The sequence below is a fragment of the Dickeya sp. CFBP 2040 genome, from assembly GCF_012273755.1.
Taxonomy (GTDB): Bacteria; Pseudomonadota; Gammaproteobacteria; order Enterobacterales; family Enterobacteriaceae; genus Dickeya; species Dickeya poaceiphila.
This window is the reverse complement of the sequence record NZ_JAAVXH010000086.1, coordinates 56,547-63,103: the sequence shown is the minus strand read 5'-3', so window position 1 is coordinate 63,103 and position 6,557 is coordinate 56,547. Positions and strand designations below refer to the sequence as shown.

4 protein-coding genes are annotated in these 6,557 nt (G+C 48.8%); 3 read left to right on the top strand and 1 reads right to left on the bottom strand.

Translation table 11 applies throughout. The features are described 5' to 3' along the window. Window positions 1-249 precede the first annotated feature (249 nt). Complete coding sequence (gene polA / locus Dpoa2040_RS11765; protein ID WP_168641359.1) at window positions 250-3,084, top strand: DNA polymerase I; 2,835 nt, start codon at window positions 250-252, stop codon at window positions 3,082-3,084. A gap of 471 nt (window positions 3,085-3,555) precedes the next feature. On the opposite strand, the gene yihA is transcribed toward polA, so the two are convergent. Next, window positions 3,556-4,197, bottom strand: coding sequence for a ribosome biogenesis GTP-binding protein YihA/YsxC (gene yihA, locus Dpoa2040_RS11760; protein WP_042867525.1), 642 nt, complete (start codon window positions 4,195-4,197; stop codon window positions 3,556-3,558). Between the two features lie 223 nt (window positions 4,198-4,420). On the opposite strand from yihA, the gene yihI reads away from it, so the two are divergent. Further along, complete coding sequence (gene yihI / locus Dpoa2040_RS11755) at window positions 4,421-4,960, top strand: Der GTPase-activating protein YihI (RefSeq protein WP_168641358.1); 540 nt, start codon at window positions 4,421-4,423, stop codon at window positions 4,958-4,960. Between the two features lie 181 nt (window positions 4,961-5,141). Then, window positions 5,142-6,515 (top strand): oxygen-independent coproporphyrinogen III oxidase, encoded by a 1,374-nt coding sequence (hemN, locus tag Dpoa2040_RS11750; RefSeq protein ID WP_168641357.1) that lies wholly within the window; start codon window positions 5,142-5,144, stop codon window positions 6,513-6,515. Window positions 6,516-6,557: the final 42 nt, after the last annotated feature.

Genomic DNA, 6,557 nt, shown 5'->3' with positions numbered 1-6,557 from the left:
CAACGTATTGATATAACTTCAATATCAATAATTTTATATTAAGCATTTGATTAATAATGTCTTATATATAATATTTTTATCTATAGATACCATTGTTAATTATCTTTCTATTTTTATACACAGAATTATCCACAGGTTTTTTGCGGAGCATTGTGCAAAAAGCGTAATGTGCGAACGTTAATATTCGTCTCTGACTGCCAGCTATGGCATCCTTTACATCATGGCAGAAAACAACGATCACGAAATATCATGGTTCAAATAGCAGAAAACCCCCTCATTCTGGTTGACGGTTCATCTTACCTGTATCGCGCCTATCATGCTTTTCCCCCACTGACGAATGGTGCCGGTGAACCGACCGGGGCGATGTATGGCGTTCTCAATATGCTGCGCAGTTTGTTGCAGCAATATCATCCTAGTCATGTTGCGGTGGTGTTTGACGCGAAGGGTAAGACGTTTCGTGATGATTTGTTTGAGAATTACAAATCTCACCGTCCACCCATGCCGGATGATTTACGCGCCCAGATTGAACCGCTGCACCGCATGGTAAAAGCGATGGGATTACCGCTACTCTGCGTTTCCGGCGTAGAGGCAGATGATGTGATTGGGACGCTGGCGCAACAGGCGGAGCGGGCGGGTAAACCTGTTTTGATCAGCACCGGTGATAAAGACATGGCGCAACTGGTGACGCCAAACATCACCCTGATCAACACGATGAACAACACCATTCTGGGTCCGGATGAGGTCTGCGCCAAATATGGTATTCCGCCGTCATTGATCATTGATTTTCTGGCGCTGATGGGGGATTCCTCCGACAACATTCCCGGCGTGCCAGGTGTGGGTGAAAAAACCGCACAGGCGTTACTGCAAGGGCTGGGAGGGTTGAATACGCTTTACGCTAATCTGGATAAGATTGCGACCTTGACCTTTCGTGGCGCCAAAACCATGGCGGCCAAGCTGGAGCAGAGTAAAGAGGTGGCTTATCTCTCCTACCAACTGGCCACTATCAAGACGGATGTTGAACTGGAACTGGATTGCGATCAGCTAACAGTAAATGAGCCGGATGTAACGGAACTGCGAGAGTTATTTGCTCGTTATGAATTCAAACGCTGGTTAGCAGATGTGGAAGATGGCAAATGGTTGCAGAGCGGCAAAAAGAGTCCGGCGGCGGTGCCATTTGTTAAAACAGAAGTTGAAGATACGCCTAAAGATGCGTCCAGTGTATTGCCCCAGGACGGTTACGTTACCATTTTGGATGAGTCAACACTGCAGGACTGGATTGCCAGAATCAACACCGCTGCTCTGTTCTCATTTGATACCGAAACTGACGGTCTTGACACCCTGACGGCTAATTTGGTTGGCATCTCTCTGGCGATCAAACCGGGTGAAGCCGCTTATCTGCCATTAGCTCATATTACGCCAAGGTGGTATTCCAGTAATATTTACTGCAGCACGGTATCGCCTGCAACAAAAACGCCTATGCAGTTAGAGCGTGATCGGGTGCTGGCGCTGCTGAAACCGCTGCTGGAAGATGAACGCATTCGTAAGATTGGGCAAAACCTGAAATTCGATAAGGGCGTGATGGCTCGCTATGGTATCGACCTGCGCGGTATTGCCTTTGATACCATGCTGGAATCTTATGTTCTCGACAGTGTGGCTGGTCGCCATGATATGGACAGCTTGTCGGAGCGCTATCTGCAGCACAAGACTATCACTTTTGAAGATATTGCCGGTAAAGGCAAAAAGCAGCTAACGTTCGATCAGATTCCGCTGGCGCAGGCGTCTGTCTATGCAGCTGAAGATGCTGATGTGACGCTGCGTTTGCATGAAACGTTATGGGCGAAGCTGGAGTCACATCAGGAACTGCGTAATGTGTTGCTGAATATTGATATGCCGCTGGTGCCGGTGCTGTCGCGCATGGAACGCACTGGGGTGCTGATTGACACTACGATTCTGGCAGATCATTCGCAGGAACTGACGCAACGTCTGGCTGAGCTGGAAGTTCAGGCACATGAACTGGCGGGGGATGTTTTCAATTTGTCTTCTCCTAAACAATTAGGAACCATTCTGTACGAAAAACTGCAGTTGCCGGTCATCAAAAAAACCCCGAAGGGCGCTCCTTCCACTAATGAAGAAGTGCTGGCAGAGCTGGCTCTGGATTATCCGTTGCCGAAGTTGATTTTGGAGCATCGTAGTCTGGCGAAACTGAAATCGACTTACACTGATAAACTGCCGCAGATGATCAATCCGCTGACTAAACGGGTGCATACCTCCTATCATCAGGCGGTAACGGCAACCGGGCGCCTTTCCTCCAGCGATCCTAATCTGCAGAATATTCCGGTGCGTAATGAAGAAGGGCGACGTATCCGTCAGGCATTCATTGCACCAGAAGGATACTGCATTCTGGCGGCAGACTACTCGCAGATCGAATTACGTATCATGGCGCATCTGTCGCGGGATGCCGGATTGCTAAAAGCGTTCTCCGATGGTCTGGATATTCATCGCGCTACGGCCTCGGAAGTATTCGGTTTGCCGCTCGATAGGGTCACCACTGAACAGCGCCGCAGTGCCAAAGCCATCAACTTTGGTTTGATTTACGGTATGAGTGCGTTTGGTTTGTCCCGCCAGTTGGCTATTCCGCGTAGTGAAGCCCAAAAATACATGAATCTCTATTTTGAACGCTACCCTGGTGTGCAGGAATATATGGAGCGCACTCGTCAGCAGGCGGCAGATCAAGGATATGTCTCTACTCTGGATGGTCGGCGTCTGTATCTGCCGGATATTCATTCTCGTAACGCCATGAGCCGCAAGGCTGCGGAACGGGCAGCCATCAATGCTCCGATGCAGGGGACGGCGGCGGATATCATTAAAAAAGCGATGATTGCTGTTGATGTCTGGTTGCAACAGGAAAAGCCATTGGTGACGATGCTGATGCAAGTGCACGATGAACTGGTGTTTGAAGTGCATCACTCTGTACTGGACGATGCCAGTGCGAAGATTCGTAGTTTGATGGAAAACTGTATGCAGTTAAACGTACCGTTGCAGGTGGATATTGGCACTGGCAGTAACTGGGATCAGGCCCATTAATCTATCTGGGAATTAGCGAAAGAGGTTGGTTAGATAATCTGGTTTTTTATGTGGATTTATGATGATAAATCAATGATAAACTCTTTGTTTTTTTTATTTTTGGATTTTTAAGCTAATGGTCGCTAATTATGTAATTAAACTACAGGATTATGTGACCGGGTTTGTGTTTGTGTAATTCATCACCATTTTTTATGAAATTAAACAACAAAAATGCTTTTTTCCAGAAAAGAAATGGGGTAGAGTTAAACACGTAGGGTACAGAGGTAAGATGTTCTATCTTTCAGACCTTTTACTTCACGTAATCGGATTTGGCTGAATGTTAGCCGCCCCGGTCAGGTTTCTGACCGGGGCGTTTTTTATTGTATGGACAATAAACTGTATGAATAACCAAAACTTATTACTACCGACAAAGCACGTTGTCGGTAGCTGTCTGGATAAAAACGGTGTTCAAAGAAAAGGTGTTGGGGAGAGTTAGTCAGGCTCAGAGAGAGATTGCTCATCCGCAGGCGGAAGTGTACTGAACCAGTTATCTAATTTCTGACGTAATTTATCTACACCGGTCTTTTTCAGAGAAGAAAACGTCTCAACCTGAATATCACCCATGAATGGCAGCACCGCTTCCCGCACCATGTTTAATTGGGATTTGCGGGCACCCTGAGCCAGCTTGTCAGCTTTGGTCAGCAACACCAGGATGGGCAAGCCAGCCTCAACGGCCCATTCCAGCATTTGTTGGTCCAGATCTTTGAGCGGATGGCGGATATCCATCAATACAACCAAACCTTTCAGACAGTTACGTTTTTGCAGGTATTCGCCAAGCGCACGCTGCCATTTGCGTTTCATCTCTTCCGGTACTTCAGCATAGCCATAACCCGGCAAGTCAACCAGACGTATGCCTTCGGCCACTTCGAACAGATTGATGAGCTGGGTTCGCCCTGGTGTTTTACTGATGCGGGCCAGGTTTTTCTGGTTGGTTAGCGTGTTGAGTGCGCTGGATTTGCCCGCGTTGGAACGACCTGCGAAAGCGACTTCAATACCGCTATCGGCGGGAAGGTGACGGATGTCCGGCGCGCTGGTGACGAAATGGGTCACATGGTAGTTGTATTGTTGGGTCACTGTTTGCGTCTCTGTCTGGATCACGGTTTTATACCGCTGATTATACCTGTAACTGATGAGAAAGGCGGCGGTTATCTGTTTTTATTGAGGTATTACCGCCTTAATAGCCTGAAAAAATAAAACTAACATGAGGCCCCTGGAGCACTTTTTTATTGATATGCTTTCTGCTAGATTCCGCCGCAATTCTCCCTATATTTGCTCATCTGTATCTGAGATTGACGCTATGAAACAACCATCAAAAGGGACGGGACGTAAAGCGCCTGTACCGAAAATTAAAAGAAAAAGCCGTGAGCAGTTGGATTTGGAGGCTCGTGAACGTAAGCGCCAGAAAAAACGCCGTGGTCATGTTGCGGGAAGTCGTACTCAGCCGTCCGGCGACCATCAGCACAATGCGGCTTCCGGCAAGGTAAAAGATCCACGTATTGGCAGTAAAAAACCAGTATCGTTGCTGCCGGAAGGCGCAGTTGCGCCGGTAAAACCACCGGTAACGCCGAAAGAGAAACCAGTTCGCCTGTCACCGCAGGAAGAACTGGAGATGCTGGAAAATGATCCGCACCTTGATGACCTGTTGGACAGACTGGAAAAAGGTGAAACGCTGCCAGCCAAAGAACAGTCCTGGCTTGATGAAACGCTGGATCGCATCGATATTCTGATGGAACAACTGGGCATCAGTTTGGATGACGACGAAGACGAAGACGATGACGAGCAGGAAGAAGATATGCTGCAACTGCTCCGCCGCAGTAACCCGAAAGACAGTTATTAATGTTAAAAGCGCTGTTTCTGCTCATAACTTTATTGGTTCTGTGTTTTTTGGGTGGTCTGTTGGTTAAACTGTGGTGTCTGTCGAAACGGAAAGGCAGATTACAGCGTGCCGTACTCGCCGGGCAGCATCGGTTGCCCCGACGCCGTACGGCGAGGACCGGTTACAGGAAGGAGTGAGCATTATGCCCGAACAGACTATCGACTGGGATTTATCCCTGATCCAGAAATATAACTATTCGGGGCCACGCTACACTTCTTATCCTACCGCGCTGGAGTTCAGCGACAGCTATGATGACGCTGCGTTTGCCCAAGCGGTAGCCCGTTATCCCAGCCGGCCATTATCACTGTATTTGCATATCCCGTTTTGTCACCGCCTGTGTTACTTCTGTGGCTGCAACAAGCTGGTGACCCGGCAATTGCACAAGGCGGATGAGTATCTTGACCGGCTGGCGCTGGAAATTCATCAACGCGCACCGTTATTTGCCAACCGCACAGTCACTCAGATGCACTGGGGCGGCGGAACGCCGACCTTTCTGAACAAGACGCAAATTAGCCGCCTGATGGCGTTGCTTCGCCAGCATTTTCGCTTTTCTGAACATGCCGAGATGTCGTTGGAAGTCGATCCGCGAGAAATTGAACTGGATGTACTCGATCATTTGCGCGCCGAAGGATTCAATCGCCTTAGCATGGGCGTGCAGGATTTCAATAAAGAGGTGCAGCGGCTGGTTAACCGCGAGCAGAATGAAGCGTTCATTTTCTCGCTAATTGAGCGGGCCAGGGCGTTGGGATTTGCCTCCACCAATATCGACTTAATTTATGGTTTGCCAAAACAAACGCCGGATAGTTTTGCCTTTACCCTGCAGCGGGTGGCTGAACTACGTCCGGATCGCCTGAGCGTGTTCAATTACGCGCATTTGCCCAGTTTGTTTGCTGCCCAGCGCAAGATCAAAGAGGCTGATCTACCGGATGCGGAACAGAAGCTGGCAATTTTGCAGCAGACCATCCAAAGCCTGACCGCTGCGGGTTATCAGTTCATTGGTATGGATCATTTCGCCCGGCCTGACGATGAACTGGCGGTAGCGCAGCGCGAAGGCAAGTTGCATCGCAATTTTCAGGGATACACCACACAAGGCGATACCGACTTACTGGGGCTGGGTGTATCTGCCATCAGCATGATTGGCGACAGTTATGCCCAGAATCAAAAAGAACTAAAGCAATACTACGCTGACGTTGAACAGCGCGGTCATGCGTTGTGGCGCGGTTTGTCGTTGACTCGTGATGATTGCATCCGCCGTGATGTAATTAAGGCGCTGATTTGTCATTTCCAACTAGACTTTGCTGCAATTGAGCAGGCTTATGGTCTGTCATTCGGTGACTATTTCCGCGAGGATTTGGCGCTGCTGGCACCGATGGCACAGGACGGATTGGTGAATATTCAGCCGGATCGCATTCAGGTTACACCCAAAGGACGGCTGCTGATCCGCAATATTTGCATGTGCTTTGATGTGTATTTGCGCAGCAAAATGCGTGAACGTCAGTTTTCCAGAGTGATTTAATTTTGTTCGGATCGACGCGTGTTGGTTGCTAGGCGCCTGGCA

What these genes read in the sequence shown, in the direction of transcription:
- hemN (WP_168641357.1), top strand. Translation starts at nt 5,142, where the DNA reads ATGCCCGAACAGACTATCGACTGGGATTTATCCCTGATCCAGAAATAT.
- polA (WP_168641359.1), top strand. Translation starts at nt 250, where the DNA reads ATGGTTCAAATAGCAGAAAACCCCCTCATTCTGGTTGACGGTTCATCT.
- yihI (WP_168641358.1), top strand. Translation starts at nt 4,421, where the DNA reads ATGAAACAACCATCAAAAGGGACGGGACGTAAAGCGCCTGTACCGAAA.